The sequence below is a fragment of the Enterobacter sp. PTB genome (assembly GCF_051130085.1).
In the GTDB taxonomy this organism is placed as follows: Bacteria; Pseudomonadota; Gammaproteobacteria; order Enterobacterales; family Enterobacteriaceae; genus Enterobacter; species Enterobacter ludwigii.
Genome location: NZ_JBDKEE010000001.1, coordinates 50,927 through 72,322, shown reverse-complemented (window position 1 = coordinate 72,322; position 21,396 = coordinate 50,927). Strand labels below are relative to the sequence as shown.

At 55.5% G+C, this 21,396-nt stretch carries 21 protein-coding genes; 12 read left to right on the top strand and 9 right to left on the bottom strand.

The genetic code is table 11. The features are described 5' to 3' along the window. Positions 1 to 3 precede the first annotated feature (3 nt). Positions 4 to 348 carry a RidA family protein gene (locus tag AAIR21_RS00310; RefSeq protein WP_014170591.1) on the bottom strand — a complete coding sequence of 115 codons (345 nt, stop codon included), beginning with the start codon at positions 346 to 348 and terminating at the stop codon, positions 4 to 6. A gap of 131 nt (positions 349 to 479) precedes the next feature. Here AAIR21_RS00310 and AAIR21_RS00305 point away from each other — a divergent pair, with 131 nt between their 5' ends. From AAIR21_RS00305 to rnd, 5 genes are all read left to right on the top strand, one after another. After that, positions 480 to 2,390, top strand: a complete 1,911-nt coding sequence (locus AAIR21_RS00305; RefSeq protein WP_014170590.1) for an ATP-dependent DNA helicase — start codon at positions 480 to 482, stop codon at positions 2,388 to 2,390. Between the two features lie 66 nt (positions 2,391 to 2,456). Further along, positions 2,457 to 3,152: a tRNA (adenosine(37)-N6)-threonylcarbamoyltransferase complex dimerization subunit type 1 TsaB gene (gene tsaB / locus AAIR21_RS00300; protein ID WP_014170589.1), complete on the top strand. Its 696-nt coding sequence runs from the start codon at positions 2,457 to 2,459 to the stop codon at positions 3,150 to 3,152. Positions 3,153 to 3,189: 37 nt separating this feature from the next. Beyond that, positions 3,190 to 3,771, top strand: a complete 582-nt coding sequence (locus AAIR21_RS00295; RefSeq protein WP_020883430.1) for a Slp family lipoprotein — start codon at positions 3,190 to 3,192, stop codon at positions 3,769 to 3,771. Positions 3,772 to 3,973: 202 nt separating this feature from the next. Then, positions 3,974 to 5,659 carry a long-chain-fatty-acid--CoA ligase FadD gene (gene fadD, locus AAIR21_RS00290; protein ID WP_032669980.1) on the top strand — a complete coding sequence of 562 codons (1,686 nt, stop codon included), beginning with the start codon at positions 3,974 to 3,976 and terminating at the stop codon, positions 5,657 to 5,659. An 83-nt stretch (positions 5,660 to 5,742) separates the two neighbouring features. Then, positions 5,743 to 6,858: a ribonuclease D gene (gene rnd / locus AAIR21_RS00285; RefSeq protein WP_139252547.1), complete on the top strand. Its 1,116-nt coding sequence runs from the start codon at positions 5,743 to 5,745 to the stop codon at positions 6,856 to 6,858. Between the two features lie 78 nt (positions 6,859 to 6,936). Here rnd and minE read toward each other — a convergent pair whose 3' ends face one another. The 3 genes from minE to minC are packed head-to-tail and all read right to left on the bottom strand — an operon-like array spanning position 6,937 to position 8,753. Next, positions 6,937 to 7,206: a cell division topological specificity factor MinE gene (gene minE / locus AAIR21_RS00280; RefSeq protein WP_008500504.1), complete on the bottom strand. Its 270-nt coding sequence runs from the start codon at positions 7,204 to 7,206 to the stop codon at positions 6,937 to 6,939. A gap of 3 nt (positions 7,207 to 7,209) precedes the next feature. Continuing rightward, a complete protein-coding gene (gene minD, locus AAIR21_RS00275; protein ID WP_014170584.1) occupies positions 7,210 to 8,022 on the bottom strand; it encodes a septum site-determining protein MinD in 813 nt (270 codons plus the stop codon). Between the two features lie 23 nt (positions 8,023 to 8,045). Then, positions 8,046 to 8,753 carry a septum site-determining protein MinC gene (minC, locus tag AAIR21_RS00270; RefSeq protein WP_020883433.1) on the bottom strand — a complete coding sequence of 236 codons (708 nt, stop codon included), beginning with the start codon at positions 8,751 to 8,753 and terminating at the stop codon, positions 8,046 to 8,048. A gap of 124 nt (positions 8,754 to 8,877) precedes the next feature. On the opposite strand from minC, the gene AAIR21_RS00265 reads away from it, so the two are divergent. The 3 genes from AAIR21_RS00265 (at position 8,878) to AAIR21_RS00255 (ending at position 10,397) form a co-directional block, all read left to right on the top strand. Next, on the top strand, positions 8,878 to 9,153 hold the full coding sequence (locus AAIR21_RS00265; RefSeq protein WP_020883434.1) for a YcgL domain-containing protein: 276 nt from the start codon (positions 8,878 to 8,880) through the stop codon (positions 9,151 to 9,153). A 47-nt stretch (positions 9,154 to 9,200) separates the two neighbouring features. Beyond that, the gene (locus AAIR21_RS00260) at positions 9,201 to 9,860 is read left to right on the top strand and encodes a fumarylacetoacetate hydrolase family protein (protein WP_047744830.1); all 660 of its coding nucleotides are present in this window, start codon (positions 9,201 to 9,203) and stop codon (positions 9,858 to 9,860) included. Between the two features lie 93 nt (positions 9,861 to 9,953). Then, entirely contained in the window at positions 9,954 to 10,397 is a 444-nt protein-coding gene (locus tag AAIR21_RS00255; protein ID WP_020883436.1) for a YcgN family cysteine cluster protein, read from the top strand. A 27-nt stretch (positions 10,398 to 10,424) separates the two neighbouring features. On the opposite strand, the gene dsbB is transcribed toward AAIR21_RS00255, so the two are convergent. Further along, the gene (gene dsbB / locus AAIR21_RS00250) at positions 10,425 to 10,955 is read right to left on the bottom strand and encodes a disulfide bond formation protein DsbB (protein WP_020883437.1); all 531 of its coding nucleotides are present in this window, start codon (positions 10,953 to 10,955) and stop codon (positions 10,425 to 10,427) included. A 143-nt stretch (positions 10,956 to 11,098) separates the two neighbouring features. Next, entirely contained in the window at positions 11,099 to 12,637 is a 1,539-nt protein-coding gene (gene nhaB, locus AAIR21_RS00245) for a Na(+)/H(+) antiporter NhaB (protein WP_020883438.1), read from the bottom strand. Positions 12,638 to 12,838: 201 nt separating this feature from the next. Here nhaB and fadR point away from each other — a divergent pair, with 201 nt between their 5' ends. Then, entirely contained in the window at positions 12,839 to 13,558 is a 720-nt protein-coding gene (gene fadR, locus AAIR21_RS00240) for a fatty acid metabolism transcriptional regulator FadR (RefSeq protein WP_025203875.1), read from the top strand. Positions 13,559 to 13,625: 67 nt separating this feature from the next. Here fadR and AAIR21_RS00235 read toward each other — a convergent pair whose 3' ends face one another. Next, complete coding sequence (locus AAIR21_RS00235) at positions 13,626 to 15,158, bottom strand: SpoVR family protein (protein ID WP_020883440.1); 1,533 nt, start codon at positions 15,156 to 15,158, stop codon at positions 13,626 to 13,628. Positions 15,159 to 15,479: 321 nt separating this feature from the next. Between AAIR21_RS00235 and AAIR21_RS00230 the strand changes: the two genes are divergently transcribed. Continuing rightward, positions 15,480 to 16,778, top strand: a complete 1,299-nt coding sequence (locus AAIR21_RS00230; protein WP_020883441.1) for a D-amino acid dehydrogenase — start codon at positions 15,480 to 15,482, stop codon at positions 16,776 to 16,778. A gap of 9 nt (positions 16,779 to 16,787) precedes the next feature. Continuing rightward, positions 16,788 to 17,858, top strand: coding sequence for a catabolic alanine racemase DadX (gene dadX, locus AAIR21_RS00225; protein WP_434679529.1), 1,071 nt, complete (start codon positions 16,788 to 16,790; stop codon positions 17,856 to 17,858). Positions 17,859 to 17,918: 60 nt separating this feature from the next. Here dadX and AAIR21_RS00220 read toward each other — a convergent pair whose 3' ends face one another. Beyond that, a complete protein-coding gene (locus AAIR21_RS00220) occupies positions 17,919 to 19,652 on the bottom strand; it encodes a potassium/proton antiporter (RefSeq protein WP_014170573.1) in 1,734 nt (577 codons plus the stop codon). Between the two features lie 96 nt (positions 19,653 to 19,748). Then, positions 19,749 to 20,663 (bottom strand): muramoyltetrapeptide carboxypeptidase, encoded by a 915-nt coding sequence (gene ldcA / locus AAIR21_RS00215; RefSeq protein ID WP_014170572.1) that lies wholly within the window; start codon positions 20,661 to 20,663, stop codon positions 19,749 to 19,751. 107 nt (positions 20,664 to 20,770) lie between these two features. On the opposite strand from ldcA, the gene emtA reads away from it, so the two are divergent. Further along, a complete protein-coding gene (emtA, locus tag AAIR21_RS00210; RefSeq protein ID WP_014170571.1) occupies positions 20,771 to 21,382 on the top strand; it encodes a membrane-bound lytic murein transglycosylase EmtA in 612 nt (203 codons plus the stop codon). The last annotated feature ends 14 nt before the right edge of the window (positions 21,383 to 21,396 follow it).

The window sequence follows — 21,396 nt, the reverse complement described above, 5'->3', positions numbered from 1 at the left end:
GGCTTAAACCGCCGCGATAATCTTAATTTCGACTTTGTATTCCGGCTTCATCAGCGTCGCCTGTACGGTACACCGTACGGGCGCATGTCCCGCCACAACCCAGGCATCCCAGGCTTTATTCATCGCCGCAAAATCGTCTTTACTGGCAAGAAAAATGGTCGCATCCAGAATGCGTGATTTGTCGCTGCCTTGCTTTTCCAGCACGGCGTCAATCTGCGCCAGCGTATTCGCCGTCTGTTCGAAGGCATCTGCGTCGAGATTTTCCGGTACACCGGTGTAGTAGAGCGTCTGGTTATGGATGACCACATCAGACCAGCGTGCTTCGGCATCAATGCGCACAATTGTCATAAACGTTTCCTCGTTATTTTCATGTCAGTCGGCAAGACTGCCATATTGTGTTCCCCTCGTCACTATTTGGGGTGGCACTGGAGAGGATGGGCTGACATAATCCCTGTGCAAAAATACAGTGAGAGAGCAACGTGGCAGACGATTTTTCCCCAGAAGGTCAGTTAGCACAGGCGATTCCCGGTTTTAAACCGCGTGAACCCCAGCGGCAGATGGCGCATGCCGTGGCCCGCGCAATCGACACCGCGCAGCCGCTGGTGGTGGAAGCCGGTACCGGCACGGGCAAAACCTATGCCTACCTGGCGCCAGCGCTGCGGGCTAAAAAGAAAGTGATCATCTCCACCGGGTCTAAAGCGCTGCAGGACCAGCTTTACAGCCGCGATCTGCCCACGGTCGCCAACGCCCTGAAGTATAAAGGCCGCCTGGCGTTGCTGAAAGGCCGCTCCAACTACCTCTGCCTTGAACGGCTTGAGCAGCAGGCGCTGGCGGGCGGTGATCTGCCGGTGCAGACGCTCAGCGATGTCATTATTCTTCGCGCCTGGGCCAATCAGACGGAGGAGGGGGATATCAGCACCTGCGCGAGCGTGCCGGAAGACTCTCCCGCCTGGCCGCTGGTCACCAGTACCAACGACAACTGCCTGGGGAGCGACTGCCCGCTGTATAAAGATTGTTTTGTGGTGAAAGCGCGTAAAACCGCCATGGATGCGGATGTCGTGGTGGTAAACCACCATCTCTTCCTTGCCGATATGGTGGTTAAAGATAGCGGCTTTGGCGAACTGATCCCGGAAGCGGACGTGATGATCTTCGATGAAGCCCACCAGCTTCCTGACATCGCCAGCCAGTATTTTGGCCAGTCGCTCTCCAGCCGCCAGCTGCAGGACTTAGCGAAAGATTTCACCATTGCCTACCGCACCGAGTTAAAAGATACCCAACAGCTGCAGAAGTGTGCTGACCGCCTGGCGCAAAGTGCGCAGGATTTTCGCCTGCAACTGGGTGAGCCGGGCTATCGCGGTAATCTGCGTGAGCTGCTGGCAGACAAAAATATCCAGCGCGCGCTGTTGCTGCTCGATGATGCCCTTGAGCTTTGTTACGACGTCGCGAAACTATCGCTCGGCCGTTCCGCACTGCTGGATGCCGCCTTCGAGCGCGCCACGCTCTATCGGGCACGCCTCAAACGGCTGAAAGAGATAAACCAGCCGGGGTTCAGCTACTGGTATGAATGCACCTCCCGCCATTTCACGCTGGCCCTGACGCCGCTGACGGTAGCGGATAAATTCAAAGAGGTGATGGCGCAAAAACCGGGAAGCTGGATCTTCACGTCGGCAACCCTTTCGGTGAATGACGATCTACACCACTTTACCGGGCGTCTGGGGATTGAGGAGGCGGAGTCGCTGCTGCTGCCCAGCCCGTTTGATTATGAAAAACAGGCGTTGCTCTGCGTTCCGCGTAATCTGCCTCTGCCTAACCAGCCCGGCGCGGCGCGCCTGCTGGCGGCAATGCTCAGGCCGATGATCGAGGCCAACAACGGCCGCTGTTTTATGCTCTGCACCTCCCACGCGATGATGCGCGATCTGGCGGAGCAGTTCCGCGCCACCATGACTTTGCCAGTTCTGCTTCAGGGCGAGACCAGCAAAGGGCAACTGTTACAGCAGTTTGTCAGTGCCGGTAACGCCCTGCTGGTAGCCACCAGCAGCTTCTGGGAAGGGGTGGACGTGCGGGGAGATACCCTGTCACTGGTGATCATCGATAAACTGCCGTTTACCTCACCGGACGATCCGCTGCTGAAGGCACGTATGGAAGACTGCCGTTTGCGCGGCGGCGATCCTTTTGATGAGGTCCAGCTACCGGACGCGGTGATCACCCTTAAACAAGGGGTAGGACGCCTGATTCGCGACACAGACGACCGCGGTGTGCTGGTCATATGCGATAACCGGCTGGTGATGCGCCCTTACGGTGCGACCTTCCTTGCCAGCTTGCCGCCCGCGCCGCGCACGCGGGACATTAAACGCGCGGTTCGCTTCCTGGCAAACCCAACGGCGGAGTAATTTGCCCGTGAGTATGCTAAGATGCGCGCCATTTTGTGACTGACCATTGCGAGAGCGCGACGACTGATGCGAATTCTGGCTATTGATACCGCGACAGAGGCCTGTTCTGTTGCTCTGTTGAACGACGGTGCTATCTCTGCTCATTTCGAAGAGTGCCCACGAGAACACACCCAACGCATTCTGCCTCTGGTTAAAGAGATTTTAACCCGGGGCAACACCACCTTAACCGACCTTGACGCACTGGCCTTTGGCCGTGGCCCCGGCAGCTTTACGGGCGTACGCATTGGAATTGGCATTGCGCAGGGGCTGGCGCTGGGCGCAGAACTGCCGATGATCGGTGTTTCCACGCTGGCAACCATGGCGCAGGGCGCATGGCGCATGACCGGGGCAACGCGCGTTCTGGCGGCCATTGACGCCCGAATGGGGGAAGTTTACTGGGCAGAATACACCCGCGATGAAAACGGCATCTGGCACGGTGAAGAGACCGAGGCTGTCCTCAAGCCGGAAGCGGTGACCGAGCGGCTGAAACAGCTGTCCGGCGAGTGGGCGACAGTAGGCACCGGCTGGCCGGCATGGCCAGAGATGGCTAACGGCACCGGGATCACGCTGACAGACGGCAACATGCTTCTGCCCGCCGCAGAGGATATGCTTCCCATCGCCTGTCAACTGCTTGAGGCGGGCAAAACCGTGGCCGTTGAACATGCGGAGCCGGTTTATTTGCGAAACACCGTCGCGTGGAAGAAACTTCCAGGCCGGGAATGAATCTCAGTAACAGGAACTGAGAAAAAGGAGTCGCATCATGGCGGTTCAGACTAAAGTTGTACGCCTTTTTATGGCAGGCGCAGTGGCCATAGCACTGAGCGGATGCGTTTCCGTTCCTGATGCGATTAAGGGCAGCAGCCCCACGCCACAGCAGGATCTGGTTCGCGTGATGAATGCGCCTGAGCTTTACGTCGGCCAGGAAGCGCGCTTTGGCGGCAAGGTTATCGAGGTGCAAAACCAGCAGGGGAAAACCCGTCTGGAGATTGCCACCGTTCCGCTGGATAGCGGTGCGCGGCCCATCCTTGGCGAACCTTCCCGCGGGCGTATTTATGCCGACGTTGGCGGTTTTCTCGACCCGGTCGATTTTCGCGGACAGCTGGTCACCGTCGTCGGCCCGATTACCGGTTCGGTAGAGGGCAAAGTCGGCAACACGCCGTATAAATTTATGACCATGCAGGTTAACGGGTATAAGCGCTGGCGGCTGACGCAGCAGGTCATCATGCCACCTCAGCCGATGGATCCGTGGATGTGGGGACCACATCCTTATCGGTATGGCTACCCGGGCTGGGGCTGGTATAACCCGGGGCCTGCACAGGTTCAGACAATCGTTACTGAGTAACTCCCTGTAATTGTTAGAAAAGAGACAGCGGCTCAGCCGCTGTCTCTGTTTTTTACGAATAAAACGAAAAAAAAGAGTGACGCGCTTCGCAACCTTAAATCTGAACAATTAATAAACTGGTACGCTGAGTTAATATAATGTTAACAAACTGTTTATTATCGGGGTTGTGATGACGACGAACACTCATTTCAGAGGTGATGCATTGAAGAAGGTTTGGCTTAACCGTTATCCCGCAGATGTTCCTGCCGAGATCAATCCTGACCGTTATCAATCCCTGGTTGAATTGTTTGAACACTCGGTGAGGCGTTACGCAGACCAGCCTGCTTTTGTGAATATGGGCGAGGTCATGACGTTCCGTAAACTTGAGGAGCGTAGTCGGGCGTTCGCCGCCTATCTGCAGGAAGGGCTGGGGCTGCAAAAAGGGGACCGCGTCGCGCTGATGATGCCGAACCTGCTGCAATACCCGGTGGCGCTGTTCGGTGTCCTGCGTGCCGGGATGATTGTTGTCAACGTTAACCCGCTGTATACGCCGCGGGAGCTGGAGCATCAGCTCAACGACAGCGGTGCCGCCGCCATTGTGATTGTCTCTAACTTTGCCCACACGCTGGAAAAAGTGGTCGACAAAACCCAGGTCAAACACGTCATCCTGACGCGTATGGGGGATCAACTCTCAACCGCCAAAGGGACACTGGTTAACTTTGTCGTCAAATACATCAAACGTCTGGTGCCGAAATACCACCTGCCGGACGCGATCTCCTTCCGCAGTGCGCTGCAGGCGGGCTACCGCATGCAATACGTTAAACCGGAAGTGGTATCAGAAGACCTCGCGTTTCTGCAGTACACCGGCGGCACAACGGGTGTGGCTAAAGGCGCCATGCTGACCCACCGTAACATGCTGGCAAACCTTGAGCAGGTGAATGCCACCTACGGACCGTTGCTGCATCACGGAAAAGAGCTGGTGATCACCGCGCTTCCGCTTTATCACATCTTCGCGCTGACCATGAACTGTCTGCTGTTTATTGAGCTGGGCGGTCAAAACGTATTGATCACGAACCCGCGCGATATTCCGGGGCTGGTGAAAGAGCTGGCGAAATATCCGTTCACCGCCATGACCGGGGTGAATACGTTGTTTAACGCGCTGCTCAACAACAAAGAGTTCCAGAAGCTCGATTTCTCCACGCTGCACCTCTCTGCGGGTGGCGGTATGCCGGTTCAACAGGCCGTTGCCGAACGCTGGATGAAACTGACGGGTCAGTATTTACTGGAAGGCTATGGCCTGACGGAGTGCGCCCCGCTGGTCAGTGTGAACCCGCACGATATCGACTATCACAGCGGAAGCATTGGCCTGCCGGTTCCGTCGACCGAAGCCAAACTGGTTGATGATGACGATAACGAAGTGGCGCCAGGTGAACCGGGCGAACTCTGTGTCAAAGGGCCGCAGGTGATGCTGGGCTACTGGCAACGTCCCGATGCGACCGATGAAATTATCAAAGACGGCTGGCTGCACACCGGTGATATTGCCGTGATGGATGAAGAGGGCTTCCTGCGTATTGTCGATCGTAAGAAAGACATGATCCTGGTTTCCGGTTTCAACGTCTACCCGAATGAAATCGAAGATGTGGTGATGCAGCACAGCGGCGTGCTCGAAGTGGCTGCCGTAGGCGTCCCTTCCGGGAGCAGCGGCGAGGCGGTGAAGATTTTTGTGGTCAAAAAAGATCCTTCTCTTACGGAGGAGGCGCTGATCACCTTCTGTCGTCGTCAGCTGACCGGCTACAAGGTGCCGAAGCTGGTTGAGTTTCGCGAGGAACTGCCGAAATCGAATGTCGGAAAGATATTACGACGAGAATTACGTGACGAAGCCCGTGGCAAAGTAGACAATAAGGCCTGAGCTTCACGCTAATCGCCCAGACGCCGGTTAAGCCGGCGTTTTTTATGGGCGCAAACAAAAGAGAATCCGTTTTGAATTACCAGATGATCACGACCAACGACGAGCTGGCTTCGCTGTGCGAAGTGACGCGCGACTTTCCTGCCATTGCCCTGGATACCGAGTTTGTCCGTACCCGGACCTACTATCCGCAGCTGGGGTTGATTCAGATGTACGACGGTAAACACGTGTCGCTGATCGACCCGCTCGGCATTACCGACTGGACGCCGATGCGTGACCTGCTGCTCGATACTGCGGTAACGAAATACCTGCACGCAGGCAGTGAAGATCTGGAAGTCTTTCTGAATACTTTTGGCGTCATGCCACAACCGTTGATTGATACGCAGATCCTCGCGGCCTTCAGTAATCGACCGCTCTCATGGGGCTTTGCCGCCATGGTTGAGGAGTATACGGGCCTGACGCTGGATAAAAGCGAATCCCGCACCGACTGGCTGGCACGCCCATTAACCGAGCGTCAACTGGAATACGCGGCGGCAGACGTGTTTTACCTCCTGCCGATTGCCGGCCAGCTGATGAAAGAGGCGGAAGCGTCAGGCTGGTTGCCCGCCGCGCTGGATGAGTGCCGAATGACGCAGCAGCGTCGTCAGGAAGTGGTTGATCCGAAAGAGGCCTGGCGCGATATCAGTAACGCCTGGCAGCTGCGTACGCGTCAGCTGGCGTGTCTGCAGCTGTTAGCGGACTGGCGTTTGCGTAAAGCACGCGAGCGTGATCTGGCCGTTAACTTTGTGGTACGCGAAGAACACCTCTGGGCGGTCGCGCGGTATATGCCGGGCAGCATGGGCGAACTGGACAGCATCGGGCTTTCCGGCAGCGAGATCCGTTTCCACGGTAAAACCCTGCTTGCGCTGGTGGCAAAAGCGCAGGAAATGCCGGACGAAGCACTGCCGGAGCCACTGCTGAATCTGATGGATATGCCGGGCTATCGCAAGGCGTTCAAGGATATCAAAGCGCTGGTGCAGGACGTCGCGACGCAAAGCAAACTGGGCGCGGAACTGCTGGCGTCACGCCGTCAGATTAACCAGCTGCTGAACTGGCACTGGAAGCTGAAACCTCAGAATGGTTTGCCGGAAATGATGGCGGGCTGGCGCGGGGAATTGATGGCCGCTCGCCTGAATACTGTGCTGGAAGGTTATCCGCGATAATGAAAATGCCGGGTCATGCTGACATGCCCGGCACATTTCCCCGGCGGCATACGCTTACCGGGGATACACAATCCCGAACTACGGACGTGACTCTTCGGCTTCCGGGAGCGTAACGTTCAGCTCCAGAATCGAAATATCCCCGTCTTTTTGCTCCAGCTGCACCGTGACCATCTCCGGGTCAATCTGCACATACTTACAGATCACTTCCAGGATGTCCTTACGCAGCTGCGGCAGGTAGTGTGGCTCGGCGTCACTACGACGACGCTCCGCAACGATGATTTGCAGTCGTTCTTTTGCGATGTTGGCGGTGTTCTTTTTCCGCGAGAGAAAAAAGTCCAGTAATGCCATAACTTATCCTCCGAACAGGCGTTTGAGGAAACCTTTCTTCTCTTCTTCAATGAAGCGGAAAGGACGTTCTTCTCCCAGCAGACGGTCAACGGTATCCGCGTACGCTTTACCTGCATCTGCCATTGTATCCAGGATCACTGGCTCGCCCTGGTTAGAGGCGCGCAATACGGATTGATCTTCCGGGATCACGCCGACCAGTTTGATGCGCAGGATCTCCAGCACGTCTTCCATGCTAAGCATGTCACCTTTGTTCACGCGACCCGGGTTATAGCGGGTCAGCAGCAGGTGCTCTTTAATGGGTTCTTCGCCATTTTCCGCACGACGCGATTTGGAGGCGAGGATCCCCAGAATACGGTCCGAGTCACGCACGGATGAGACTTCAGGGTTGGTGGTGATGATGGCTTCATCAGCGAAGTAGAGTGCCATCAGGGCGCCCGTTTCGATGCCGGCAGGGGAGTCACAGACAACGAAGTCGAACTCCATTTTTTTCAGCTCGTCGAGCACCTTTTCCACGCCTTCACGGGTCAGGGCGTCTTTATCACGCGTCTGAGAAGCCGGAAGGATGTAGAGGTTTTCGGTGCGCTTGTCTTTAATCAGCGCCTGGTTCAGTGTGGCGTCGCCCTGAATGACGTTCACGAAGTCATAGACCACGCGACGTTCACATCCCATGATCAGGTCGAGGTTACGCAGACCGATATCGAAATCGATAACGACGGTTTTCTTTCCCTTCTGGGCCAAACCAGTAGCGATGGCCGCGCTGGAGGTGGTCTTGCCAACGCCTCCTTTACCCGAAGTAACAACAATAATGCGTGCCATAGAAATTCCTTGTTAAAAAGGGATCAATTCAACGGTTGAACGGTCAACGCGTCGTCTGCCAGTCGCAGACGAGCCGCTTTGCCATAAAATTCGGCTGGGATCTTGTCGCTCAGCCAATATTCACCTGCGATGGACACCAGTTCCGCCGTCAGATGAGTACAAAATATTTGCGCATCCCTGTCACCACTTGCACCCGCGAGCGCACGCCCACGCATCATACCGTATACGTGAATATTGCCATCTGCAATCAGCTCTGCGCCAGCGCTGACGTGGCTTGTAACAATCAGATCACAGTTTGGTGCATAAATGCGCTGACCGGAACGAACCGGCACATCAATCAATCGCGTTTTTGTGACAGGTGTAACGTTTTGCACCGGAGGAGGAGGCGTTTGGACTGCCGCAGGGGCAGGACGCGCGGCTTTTTCTTTGCCTTCGGTCAGAATGGGCAGACCCGCCCGGTCAATTTCTGCTTTCAGCTCAGCATCTTTGCAGCCGCTGATACCGACGATACGCAGCCCGGTCGCGGCCACGGCTTGCTGGAGAAGTTTCCAGTTAACCGGTGCATCCAGACCACTGACATTCACGACGACGGGGGCATGTTTCAGAAAAGCGGGAGCCTGCGCAATTTTGTCTTCTAACGCCTGACGAATAACCTCGGGTTTTGCATCATGCAAATGTACCACTGATAAGGTGAAGCTACTGCCTTTAAGCTCGATTGGCGTGTTTGACATCCTGGCCTTACTCAATTTGCTATTAACCGCAACACCGCCGTTGCGATATTCCGAAGAGTATCAGGCATGTTATAGTCAGGAGTATATTGAGGCAAGCAACCACCCATTAATTCAGAGTAAAAACATGTTTTGTGTGATCTACAGAAGTACAAGTCGTGACCAGACCTATCTTTATGTCGAAAAGAAAGACGATTTTTCGCGCGTACCTGAAGAATTAATGAAGAACTTTGGCCGACCTCAGTTGGCGATGCTGCTGCCGCTGGATGGCCGTAAGAAACTGGTCAACGCCGATCTGGAAAAAGTGAAAACCGCATTAGCGGAGCAAGGCTATTATTTACAACTCCCGCCACCACCCGAGAATTTATTAAAACAGCATCTTGAGGTGAACGGGAAAAAATAGTCCCGGCTGTTTTCGGGGTTAACACATCAACCGTTTAGGGGTCGTACATGTATCAACATCATAACTGGCAAGGTGCATTACTGGATTATCCCGTCAGCAAAGTGGTCTGCGTAGGCAGTAACTATGCCAAACATATTCAGGAGATGGGCAGCGCGACGCCAGACGAGCCGGTTCTGTTCATCAAACCAGAAACCGCGCTGTGCGACATTCGCCAGCCGCTGGCGCTGCCGCAGGGGTTGGGGTCGGTGCATCATGAAGTGGAACTGGCCGTGCTGATTGGCGCGACGCTGCGTCAGGCCTCCGAAGAGCATGTGCAAAAGGCGATTGCCGGATACGGTGTCGCGCTCGACCTGACCCTGCGTGATGTTCAGGGCAAAATGAAGAAAGCGGGGCAGCCGTGGGAAAAGGCCAAAGGGTTTGATAACGCTTGCCCGATCTCCGGTTTTATTCCGGTAAGTGAATTTACCGACGATCCGCAGAACACCGCGCTTAGCCTGAAGGTTAACGGCGAGATCCGCCAGCAGGGCACCACGGCAGATATGATCCATAAAATTGTGCCGCTGATTGCCTACATGAGCCGTTTCTTTACCCTGAAACCGGGCGATGTGATCCTCACCGGTACGCCAGAAGGTGTCGGCCCGTTGCAGGCCGGTGACGAACTGGACGTCAGTTTTAACGGCCTGTCACTGAAAACTCGCGTGCTGTAAAAGCATCTTGCCGCCTGAAGAGGGCGGCAAAACTTGCAACAACGTGCCAGACTCGTTATAAGGTGCGCTCTCTTTTGACGTGTGGACATCCTGATGAACAACATTCCTTTCTGGCAAAGCAAAACTCTCGACCAAATGACAGACGTGGAGTGGGAATCGTTGTGTGACGGTTGCGGGCAGTGCTGCCTGCATAAACTGATGGATGAAGATTCGGACGAAATCTATTTCACCAACGTTGCCTGCAAGCAGCTGAACATCAAAACCTGCCAGTGTCGCAACTATGAGCGTCGCTTCGAGTACGAGCCGGATTGCATCAAGCTAACCCGTGAGAACCTGCCCACCTTCGAATGGCTGCCGCATACCTGCGCCTATCGTCTGCTGGCGGAAGGCAAAGACCTGCCAAAATGGCACCCGCTGCTGACGGGCTCCAAAGCGGCGATGCACGGTGAACGCATCTCTGTGCGTCATATTGCGGTGAAAGAGTCAGAGGTACAGGACTGGGAAGATCACATCATGAATCATCCCAACCGTGGATAAGAAAAAACCCGCCGAGGCGGGTTTTTTTTACCTGCCAAACAGGTCGCGTTTCTTGGGTTTGAACGGTTGTGCGATGAGCACCAGCAGCGCCACAATGAAGTAGGCCACAAAAATCCCCACCAGCCACTGCGGCATCTCAAGGCTCAGGAATTCCCACTGGCGCACAGAGCAGTCACCGGAAGCAACAAACACCTGCGGCAGCCACTTATCAAGCGGCAGCCAGCTCGGGAAGCGGGCGGCGAAATCACAGGTCATAAAAGGTGACGGATGCAGCTGCATCATGGTGTGCTGCCAGGAGAGCTCAATACCTTTCCATGCGCTGTACAGCCAGATGGCAATTGCGGCATAGCGTAACGGCGATTTAGGGGCAATCGCGCCCACCAGACCCGCACCCATAATGCCGAACAATGCACAGCGTTCGTAAATACAGAGTACGCAAGGCTGAAGTCCCATCACATGCTGGAACCACAGCGCGACCATTTCCAGCGCAAAGGCGGTCAGGGCCATTAACAACCACGCTCCGCGACCGCGAGAGCACTGGTTTAAAAATCTCAACATAATCATTTCCCTGGAACATGCTTAGAAAGCGCAGTGTAAACGAATTCGTTTTTCGCGCCACCTGTACCTGACGAAATAAAACGTAATTGGATGTTTATCGTGCGAAAAGGTAAACGGGCAGCAAGCTGCCCGATATATCAGGTTTACTGCGCGGCAAGTATACCCGCTTGTATCAACCATTGCGTACAGGGAATAAGGGTAATTTTGACGCAAAGCAATCCTACAAGCGTGAGCACCAGCGTATAGGGAAGCGCCATCCAGACCATTCGCCCATAAGAAAGACGTATGAGTGGAGCCAGCGCAGAGGTCAGCAGGAACAGGAACGCCGCCTGACCGTTGGGCGTCGCCACCGACGGCAGGTTGGTCCCGGTGTTAATTGCCACCGCCAGCAGTTCGAACTGTCCGGCGCTGATGACGCCTTGCTCCATGGCCGTTTTGGCCTCGTTGATGTAGACCGTGCCAACAAACACGTTATCCGAGATAGACGACAGCAGCCCGTTAAACAGATAAAACAGCGAAAGCTGAGCATCCGGTGCCGCCTGCAAGACAAAGGTAATGATCGGCGCGAAAAGCTTCTGGTCGATGATCACCGCGACGACCGCAAAAAAGACGGCCAGCAGGGCGGTAAAGGGCAGGGCTTCCGTAAAGGCTTTGCCAATCGCATGCTCATCCGTCACGCCGGTAAAACTGGTGGCGAGAATAATCACCGACAGGCCAATTAAACCGACTTCGGCAAGATGAAACGCCAGCGCGGCGATAAGCCAGACGCCAATGACGCCCTGTGCAATAAGACGCAGCGTCTCCTGACGCGTCCGCTGGCTACGGCTTTGCTGGTCGAATTTCTGCAGCTCCTGACGCACGGGTGCCGGAATATGCGCGCCATAGCCAAAGAGGCTGAATTTCTCCACCACCACACAGGTCGCCAGACCGCACACCAGAACCGGTATGCTCACCGGTGCCATTCGCAGGAAGAAATCACCGAAATGCCAGCCCGCAGCTTTAGCAATAATCAGGTTTTGCGGTTCACCCACCATCGTCATCACGCCGCCCAGGGCGGTCCCGACGCCGGCATGCATCATCAGGCTGCGCAGGAAGGCGCGGAACTGTTCCAGCACCTCGCGGTGGTCATTATCGACCTGGCTGTCATCAAGCAGGTCATCGCCGGGACGTGAAGAGGCCACCCGGTGATAAATACCATAAAACCCGACCGCGACGCTTATCACCACGGCGACCACCGTCAGCGCATCCAGGAAGGCTGAAAGAAATGCCGCAGCCACGCAGAAAGCCAGCGACAAAAGCGTTTTTGAAGGAATGCTCAGCAGCAGGCGGGTAAAAATAAACAGCAGCAGCTGTTTCATAAAGTAGATGCCGGCCACCATGAACATCAGCAGCAGAAGCACTTCAAGGTTTGAGGCCAGTTCTGCTTTTACATGCTCTGCGCTGGTCATCCCAATGACAACCGCTTCAATGGCCAGCAAACCGCCAGGCAGCAGGGGATAGCACTTCAGCGCCATGGCCAGGGTGAAGATAAACTCCGCGACCAGCAGCCACCCGGCAATAAACGGGTGCACAATAAAGATGAGAGGATTAACAACCAGGAACACCAGAAGTATCAGCTTGTACCAGTCGGGAGACTGGCCTAAAAAATTGCGCCACAACGCGCGCCCAAAAGAAATTTCCACGACAGACGTTCTTCCCCGTGAAGTAAAACAAAACATCAGTATACGCAAAAATCACGGCCTGGAGGGGGATTCGGCTGCAATGTAAATTTCATAAAAATGAAACGGCGATCCCTCTTTTCTCTCACTGCTGCGCTATCTGCCTCTGCGAGCCTCTGGTATGATGAGTGCAATTTGCTAAAGCTGTGTAATGGAAATCTCACTATGGTCATTAAGGCGCAGAGCCCGGCGGGTTTCGCGGAAGAGTACATCATTGAAAGCATCTGGAATAATCGTTTCCCTGCAGGGTCCATTCTTCCGGCTGAACGCGAACTCTCTGAACTGATTGGCGTCACTCGCACCACGCTTCGGGAAGTGCTCCAGCGACTGGCGCGTGATGGGTGGTTGACGATTCAGCATGGCAAGCCAACAAAAGTAAACAATTTCTGGGAAACCTCCGGGCTGAATATTCTTGAAACGCTGGCGCGCCTCGATCATGAAAGCGTGCCGCAGCTGATTGATAATCTGCTCTCCGTGCGTACCAATATCGCTACCATCTTTATTCGTACGGCTTTCCGTCAGCACCCGGAAGATGCGCTCCAGGTTCTGGCCAGTGCCAACCAGGTGGAAGATCATGCGGATGCGTTTGCTACCCTTGATTACAACATCTTCCGCGGCCTGGCGTTTGCCTCCGGTAACCCGATTTACGGCCTCATCCTTAACGGCATGAAAGGGCTCTATACCCGTATCGGTCGTCACTACTTTGCCAATCCGGAAGCCCGCAGTCTGGCGCTGGGCTTTTACCACAAGCTGAGCGAGCTCTGTTCCACCGGTCAGCACGATCAGGTGTATGAAACCGTGCGCCGCTACGGCCGCGACTCCGGTGAAATCTGGCACCGGATGCAAAAAACGCTGCCGGGTGACCTGGCCATCCAGACCCGCTAAAAGAAAAAACCTCTCAGCTGAGAGGTTTTTTTTCGCCCTGACGCGGGCGTTTCGGTTCAGGCAGGCACTACAGCGTATTCATCCGCGTCGGGCAGCGCTCCAGCAGCTCCACGCTACCGTCTTCATTCTGCTGCTCCAGCAGCACGTCAAAGCCCCACAGGCGATGCACATGCTTCAGCACCTCTTTGCGCCCTTTATCCAGCGGGGCACGGTTGTGCGGGATGTAGCGCAGCGTCAGAGAGCGGTCACCGCGGAGATCCACGTTCCATACCTGAATATTGGGTTCAAGATTGCTCAGGTTGTACTGGGAAGAGAGGCGAGAGCGGATCTCCCGGTATCCCTCTTCGTTATGAATCGCTGAAATTTCCAGGAAGTTGTTACGGTCATCATCCAGCACGGTGAAGAAGCGGAAATCGCGCATGATCTTCGGCGACATAAACTGGCTAATAAAGCTCTCATCCTTGAAATCGCGCATCGCAAAATGCAGCGTTTCCAGCCAGTCCGAACCGGCAATATCCGGGAACCAGTATTTGTCCTCTTCCGTTGGCGACTGACAGATACGTTTGATGTCCTGGAACATCGCAAAGCCGAGGGCATACGGGTTAATGCCGCTGTACCACGGGCTGTTGTAAGGCGGCTGGAACACCACGTTGGTATGACTGTGGAGGAATTCCATCATAAACCGTTCGGTGACTTTCCCCTCGTCATACAGATGGTTGAGGATGGTGTAATGCCAGAATGTCGCCCAGCCTTCGTTCATCACCTGCGTCTGTTTTTGCGGATAGAAGTACTGGCTGACCTTACGCACAATGCGCAGGATCTCACGCTGCCATGACTCCAGCAGCGGCGCATTCTTCTCCATAAAGTAGAGCAGGTTTTCCTGTGGCTCAGACGGGTAGCGGCGCGCCTCAGCGACAGCTTTCTCTTCTTCACGCTTAGGGAGGGTGCGCCACAGCATATTCACCTGGCTTTGCAGATACTCCTCGCGGCTTTTCTGCCGGGCTTTCTCCTCCTGCAGGGAAATTTTCTGTGGCCGTTTGTAGCGGTCTACGCCGTAGTTCATCAGCGCATGGCAGGAGTCGAGCAGTTTCTCCACTTCATCGACGCCGTAGCGCTCTTCGCAGTCGGTAATGTATTTACGGGCGAAGATCAGGTAATCGACGATCGAACTGGCGTCCGTCCAGCTGCGGAAAAGATAGTTATTCTTGAAGAAAGAGTTGTGCCCGTAGCAGGCATGCGCCATCACCAGCGCCTGCATGGTAATGGTGTTCTCTTCCATCAGGTAAGCGATACACGGGTTGGAGTTGATGACGATTTCATACGCCAGCCCCTGCTGGCCGTGTTTATACAGCCGTTCCGTTTCAATAAATTTCTTACCAAACGACCAGTGCGGATAATTGATCGGCATCCCGACGCTGGAATAGGCATCCATCATCTGTTCGGAGGTTATGACTTCAATCTGGTGAGGATAGGTATCCAGGCGATAGAGTTTTGCTACCCGGTCGATTTCAGCGAGGTAGACATCCAGCAACTCAAAGGTCCAGTCGGGTCCATCGCTGAGACGTGTGTTGTCCTTGTTCAGGGAATCAATAGTAGCCATTAGCGCGCCCTCGTTGTGGGTGCTCTCTCTGTCTGGAGAGCCTCCTTTCAAGCATAGATCAACGTGTTAAAAAGCGTGCTGGAGCAGAAATTTTTTCTTTACGATTTCCCGTTTTCAATACGGTAAAAAAAGCGGTTCACGCAGAGTTTTATACTGGTTAAAAATAACGCGCAGCAGGAGATCCCAAATAAGTCCTTTCCCCGCCAGTAGGGGAAGATGTGAGATAAGTCACCATAAAAAAGTCGTATGTTGAATAATATTTTCAACTAGGTTATCAATCTGTAATTAGAAGATTGTTCTTTTGCACATTATGGAGTGGCTATGCGTGTTGTCATACTGGGAAGTGGTGTGGTTGGCGTAACCAGCGCCTGGTATTTAAGTCAGGCGGGGCATGACGTAACCGTTATCGATCGTGAGCCAGGCCCTGCGCTGGAAACCAGCGCGGCGAATGCCGGGCAAATCTCTCCGGGCTATGCGGCACCGTGGGCGGCTCCCGGCGTGCCACTGAAGGCGATTAAATGGATGTTCCAGCGCCATGCGCCGCTGGCCATTAGCCTCGACGGCACGCAGTTCCAGCTTAAGTGGATGTGGCAGATGCTGCGCAACTGCGACACCCGCCATTACATGGAAAACAAAGGGCGTATGGTGCGTCTGGCGGAATACAGCCGTGACTGCCTGAAAACCTTGCGCGCCACCACCGGCATTGAGTACGAAGGCCGTCAGGGCGGTACGCTGCAGCTGTTCCGCACGGCGCAACAGTACGAAAACGCCACCCGCGATATCGCCGTGCTGGAAGATGCCGGTGTTCCGTACCAACTCCTCGAGGCCAGTCAGCTGGGACAGGTTGAACCGGCGCTGGCGGAGGTGTCCCACAAACTGACGGGCGGCCTGCGTTTACCCAATGATGAAACCGGCGACTGTCAGCTCTTTACCCAGCGTCTGGCGCAGATGTGCGAGCAGGCAGGGGTAACATTCCGCTTTAACACGCCCGTCGATAAATTGCTGTCGGAAGGCGGTAATATTTACGGCGTGAAATGCGGCGAAGAGGTGATCAAAGCGGATGCCTACGTCATGGCCTTTGGCTCTTACTCCACCGCCATGCTGAAGGGCATTCTGGACATTCCGGTCTATCCGCTGAAGGGGTACTCCCTGACCATCCCGGTGAAAGAGGACAGCGGTGCACCCGTCTCCACCATTCTGGATGAAACCTATAAAATCGCCATTACCCGTTTCGACAACCGTATCCGCGTAGGCGGCATGGCGGAGATTGTCGGCTTCAACACCGAGCTGCTGCAGCCGCGTCGTGAAACGCTGGAGATGGTCGTGGGCGATCTCTTCCCACGCGGCGGTTTTGTCGAGCAGGCCACGTTCTGGACCGGTCTGCGTCCAATGACGCCAGACGGCACGCCGATTGTGGGTCGCACTCCGTTCAAAAACCTGTGGACGAATACCGGACACGGCACCCTCGGCTGGACAATGGCCTGTGGCTCAGGTCAGCTGTTGAGCGACTTGATTTCCGGGCGCACCCCGGCAATTCCGTTTGACGATTTAAGTGCCGCGCGCTATCAATCTGGGTTCACCCCCTCGCGTCCACAGCACCTGCACGGCGCGCATAACTAAGGAGTTGTCATGTCCCGTCCTGTTCTGGCTCAGCTGGACTTGCAGGCCCTGAAGGATAACCTGCAGATTGTTCGCCGTGCTGCGCCAGGTTCACGCGTCTGGTCGGTGGTGAAAGCGAACGCCTACGGCCACGGTATTGACCGCATCTGGAGCGCGCTCAGCGCGACCGACGGTTTTGCGTTACTGAATCTGGAAGAGGCCATTCTGCTGCGCGAGCGTGGCTGGAAAGGCCCTATCTTATTGCTGGAAGGGTTCTTCCATGCCGACGATCTGCCGTTGCTGGATAAGTACCGGCTGACCACCAGCATTCACAGCAACTGGCAGGTTAAAGCTCTGCAGGACGCCAGACTGCATGCTCCGCTCGACATTTATCTCAAGGTGAACAGCGGCATGAACCGCCTGGGCTTCCAGCCCGAGCGGGTACATACGGTATGGCAACAGCTGCGCGGCATCAAGAATGTGGGCGAAATGACGCTGATGGCGCACTTTGCCGACGCGGAAAAACCCGATGGCATCGCCGAGGCGATGGTGCGGATTGAGCAGGCGGCTGAAGGTCTGGCGTGTTCGCGCTCGCTCTCTAACTCGGCGGCCACGCTGTGGCACCCGGAGGCGCACTACAGCTGGGTACGCCCGGGGATCATTCTGTACGGCGCGTCACCGTCAGGGCAGTGGCAGGATATTGCCAACAGCGGCCTGAAACCGGTGATGACCCTGCGCAGCGAAATCATCGGCGTACAAACGCTAAAGGCCGGTTCCACGGTGGGCTACGGCAGCCGTTACCGGGCGACAGGCGAACAGCGAATTGGCATTGTGGCGGGAGGCTATGCCGATGGCTACCCGCGCATCGCTCCGACCGGCACGCCGGTGTGGGTGGATGGCGTTCGCACGGGTACCGTGGGGACGGTCTCAATGGATATGCTGGCGGTAGACCTCACGCCGTGCCCGCAGGCGGGGATTGGTTCACCGGTTGAGCTGTGGGGAAATGAAATTAAAATTGACGATGTGGCCGCTGCTGCAGGGACCTTTGGCTATGAGCTGATGTGCGCTCTGGCGCCGCGCGTACCGGTTGTGACGGTGTAACTATGCGATGTGCCGGGGGGCGATAACGCCTTCCCCGGCCAGTAAGACATGAAACCTAAACTACTCTGACTCTTCTTCCATCGGCCTTACGCCGACTTTGCGTACCGCGTTATCTTCTTTCTCGGCCACCGTCCAGATCATCCCGGCAAACTCGACCTGGTCACCAACAACGGGTGCTGCGCCAAGCAGTTGCTGGATAATTTCCCCCAACGTTTGCTGCTTATCGCGATACTCCAGCCCTTCATCCAGACCGTAAATCAAGGCAACATCTGCAAATTTGGCGCTCGCTTCCAGAATAAAATCGCCGAAGAAACGCTGATCCAGCGCCACCGGTGGCGACTGGCTGAACAATTTACCCAGTGCGGGCAGGTCGCGCTCGCGGCCAATCACGCACAAAATATCCCCTTCACGCAGACGGGTGCTGCCGGTAGGGTGAAGCAGAACATTGTCGCGGAACAACGCGGCAATCCGCGTTTCGGCGGGCATATGCAGATCGCGCAGCGACGCGCCCACGCACCATTTGTCTTCGCTAAGTTGATACACAAACTGTTCCCACGGGTTTTCCGGATGAATATCCAACCCGACGCGGGAGACGGGCCAGCCAACGGGGGGGATCACCACTTTTGCCTTTTTCGCCGCCCAGCCGAGTGACGTGCCCTGGAACAGGAGTGAAATCAAAACAACGAAGAATGCGACGTTGAAGAACAGTCGGGCGTTATCGAGACCCGCCATCATCGGGAACACGGCAAGGATAATCGGCACCGCGCCGCGCAGACCCACCCAACTGATAAAGATACGCTCGCGCAGGTTAAAGCCGCGAAACGGCAGCAGGCCTGCAAACACCGACAGTGGACGGGCGAAGAAGATCATCCACGCCGACAGCATCAGCGCCGGTACGGCGATAGGCAGCAGGTCTGAAGGGGTAACCAGCAGGCCAAGCACCAGGAACATGCCAATCTGCGCCAGCCAGGCCAGTCCGTCGAAGTTCTGCAAAATGGCGTGACGGTTGCGAATAGGGCGGTTACCCATCAGGAAGCCGCAGAGGTAGACGGCAAGAATGCCGCTGCCATCCAGCGCGGTGGTGACGGCAAAAATCAGAATGCCCCCGCTCAGCGCCAGCAGAGGGTAAAGCCCGGCGGGAAGTGAAATCCGGTTGATCATCTGCTGCAGCAGATAGCCGCCGCCGAGGCCAAGAATAATCCCCAGACCAAACTGCTGCAGGATATGCCAGGCAAACATCCAGCTCAGCCCGCTTTCGTGCTGCTGGATCATCTCAATCAGCGTGATGGTGAGAAACACCGCCATGGGATCGTTACTGCCGGATTCAATCTCAAGCGTGGAGCCAACACGTTCGTTAAGCCCTTTACCGCCAAGCAGGGAAAAGACCGCCGCCGCATCGGTTGAACCGACAATAGCGCCAATCAGCAAGCCTTCCATGATATTGAGATGGAACAGCCAGGCGGCCATCATCCCGGTCAGGCCGGATGTGATTAATACGCCTACGGTCGCGAGCGACAGCGCCGGCCCTAAGGCGACGCGGAACGAGCTCGCCTGAGTGCGCATCCCGCCGTCCAGCAGGATCACTGCCAGCGCGAGGTTACTCACCATGTAGGCGAAAGGGTAGTTATCGAAAGGGATACCGCCGATGCCATCGATGCCAGCCAGCATGCCGATAGCAAGGAAAATAACGAGAATAGGTATGCCGAGACGCGATGAAAATGAACTTAATAATATACTACAGGTTACAAGCACAGAACCCAGAATGAAAAGGCTGATTATCGCTGCGGCATCCAATGTTGTCTTACTCCCACCTCAATGTTAACGCTGTTACTAAAACCCTAACATATTAACCACGGCAACAGCGTTTTATTAAGGGGTTTAACGGCTTTTTTATGCCTTTATGACCGGATGACCGCTTATTGTTAACCGACTGCCTGAATCATCATGTATCAGGGACGCATGTGCCCCCAGCGCAAGGGTTACGGTTTGTTGCTCATGGCCAAAATCCAGACCGGTGATAACCGGGATATCGAGACGGGAACGGATGAAATCAACCATCGTTTCAAGGGAGTAACCGGCGTCGTAATCATTGGGTGCCGCACCGCTAAAACTGCCCAGCACGATTGCTGACTGACGTTCAAGGATCCCGGCATGATAAAGCTGCAATAACATGCGCTCGACGCGGAACGGATGTTCGTTAATATCTTCCAGCACCAGAATGCCGTCTTCGATGTCCGGCAGCCACGGCGTACCGATGAGCGAGACCAGCATTGCCAGGTTACCGCCCCAGAGTTGGCCTTCACAGGCCCAGTGCGGCCCCTGGCCTTGCCACGTTATGCTGTAGGTTGGGTTTCGCAGGGCGCGCCAGAAATGCTCAAGGGTAAACGCATCGAGCGCCGGCGCACCAAAATTTCCGGCCAGCATCGGGCCGCTGAAGGTTATGACGTTATGCAGCGCCAGCAGCCCAAGCTGGATCACCGTGAAGTCGCTGTGGCCGCATATCAGCAGCGGGTCCTGCTGTTGACGCTGTGCCAGACCTTGCCAGTCAATGCTCTCCAGTAACCGGCTCGCACCATAGCCCCCCCGCACCGCAAGCACGATCCGATCCTCACCCTTTAGGTTCACCAGGCTGTTGATATCATTCAGTCTCTGGGCCTCGGTTCCGGCAAAACGCTGCTGGCGGCGAGGGATAATCGTCTGATTTTCTACCTGGTGGCCGAAGCCCAGTAAGCGCTGAACGCCCCGTTGTGCCGCGTCCTGATTGATGCAGTAGCCCGACGGTGCGATAAGATGAAACTGAGACATGGCAATTCCTTGCTGAATGAGAAACTAATTGTCTATATCATGCCGCTTATACGCTGCCTGCTTCAAGGGGCGGCGCACTGCGATGACCGGCTATAAGGATAGATGACGTGAAATTGAGATGGTTTGCTTTTTTGATTGTGTTGCTTGCGGGCTGTAGTTCCAGACATGACTATCAAAATCCGCCCTGGAACCCGGAAGTGCCGGTGAAACGGGCCATGCAGTGGATGCCGATCAGCGAGCAAGCCGGGAAGGCGTGGGGCGTCAGTCCGCGTCTTATCACCGCGATCATTGCCGTTGAATCCGGCGGTAATCCCACGCTTGTCAGCAAATCAAACGCAGTGGGGCTGATGCAGCTCAAAGCGTCTACCGCAGGTAAAGAGGTCTACCGCTACATGGGCTGGAGCGGTCAGCCGTCGACCAGCGAGCTGAAGAACCCGGAGCGTAATATCTCCATGGGGACAGCCTATCTCAGCATTCTGGAGCATGGCGTACTGAAGGGCATCGACGACCCGGAAGTGATGCAATACGCGCTGGTGGTCTCTTACGTCAACGGGGCCGGGGCGCTGTTGCGAACCTTCTCCTCTGACCGTAAAGAGGCGATAGAAGAGATTAACGGCATGGACAAAGATGAATTCGTTGAACATGTGGCGAAAAATCATCCGGCACCACAGGCTCCGCGTTACATCTGGAAAGTACAGAAAGCGATGGATGCCATGTAATGCCGCAGGCGGGC

Coding starts and splice junctions, on each gene's coding strand:
- rnd (WP_139252547.1), top strand. CDS start 5,743: ATGATCACGACCAACGACGAGCTGGCTTCGCTGTGCGAAGTGACGCGC.
- minE (WP_008500504.1), bottom strand. CDS start 7,206: ATGGCATTACTGGACTTTTTTCTCTCGCGGAAAAAGAACACCGCCAAC.
- ldcA (WP_014170572.1), bottom strand. CDS start 20,663: ATGTCTCAGTTTCATCTTATCGCACCGTCGGGCTACTGCATCAATCAG.
- AAIR21_RS00295 (WP_020883430.1), top strand. CDS start 3,190: ATGGCGGTTCAGACTAAAGTTGTACGCCTTTTTATGGCAGGCGCAGTG.
- AAIR21_RS00230 (WP_020883441.1), top strand. CDS start 15,480: ATGCGTGTTGTCATACTGGGAAGTGGTGTGGTTGGCGTAACCAGCGCC.
- AAIR21_RS00255 (WP_020883436.1), top strand. CDS start 9,954: ATGAACAACATTCCTTTCTGGCAAAGCAAAACTCTCGACCAAATGACA.
- fadR (WP_025203875.1), top strand. CDS start 12,839: ATGGTCATTAAGGCGCAGAGCCCGGCGGGTTTCGCGGAAGAGTACATC.
- AAIR21_RS00260 (WP_047744830.1), top strand. CDS start 9,201: ATGTATCAACATCATAACTGGCAAGGTGCATTACTGGATTATCCCGTC.
- AAIR21_RS00310 (WP_014170591.1), bottom strand. CDS start 348: ATGACAATTGTGCGCATTGATGCCGAAGCACGCTGGTCTGATGTGGTC.
- minC (WP_020883433.1), bottom strand. CDS start 8,753: ATGTCAAACACGCCAATCGAGCTTAAAGGCAGTAGCTTCACCTTATCA.
- minD (WP_014170584.1), bottom strand. CDS start 8,022: ATGGCACGCATTATTGTTGTTACTTCGGGTAAAGGAGGCGTTGGCAAG.
- dadX (WP_434679529.1), top strand. CDS start 16,788: ATGTCCCGTCCTGTTCTGGCTCAGCTGGACTTGCAGGCCCTGAAGGAT.
- AAIR21_RS00265 (WP_020883434.1), top strand. CDS start 8,878: ATGTTTTGTGTGATCTACAGAAGTACAAGTCGTGACCAGACCTATCTT.
- tsaB (WP_014170589.1), top strand. CDS start 2,457: ATGCGAATTCTGGCTATTGATACCGCGACAGAGGCCTGTTCTGTTGCT.
- AAIR21_RS00235 (WP_020883440.1), bottom strand. CDS start 15,158: ATGGCTACTATTGATTCCCTGAACAAGGACAACACACGTCTCAGCGAT.
- dsbB (WP_020883437.1), bottom strand. CDS start 10,955: ATGTTGAGATTTTTAAACCAGTGCTCTCGCGGTCGCGGAGCGTGGTTG.